The sequence below is a fragment of the Providencia sp. UF-224 genome, assembly GCF_058245955.1.
Genome location: NZ_JBSICC010000151.1, coordinates 1 through 233 on the forward strand (window position 1 = coordinate 1; position 233 = coordinate 233).

Below are 233 nucleotides of genomic sequence, written 5' to 3' on the forward strand. Positions count from 1 at the left end.
GTGGATTGACATGAGCCGCTTGGCTATCCACCGTTTGGGTTTTGCTGAGGCGCCGTCCAAACGCATCATAGGTATAGTGCCAACAATCTCCTTTCGGCGTAAAACAGGCTGTCAGCTGGTTTTGCGTGTTCCACAGATAACTCCATTCTTTTGGTAGATATCCATGTTCATAAACAACCTTTTTCTCTAACCGTCCGTTGACATCGTAATGGTAAAGTTGATACCCCCTTGCC

Annotated in this window: 1 pseudogene; it reads right to left on the reverse strand. The window is 46.8% G+C overall.

Going from position 1 to position 233, the window contains the following annotated elements:
* Positions 1-233 (reverse strand): annotated as a pseudogene (locus tag AC4IFO_RS23245) (RHS repeat domain-containing protein); the annotation flags it as partial.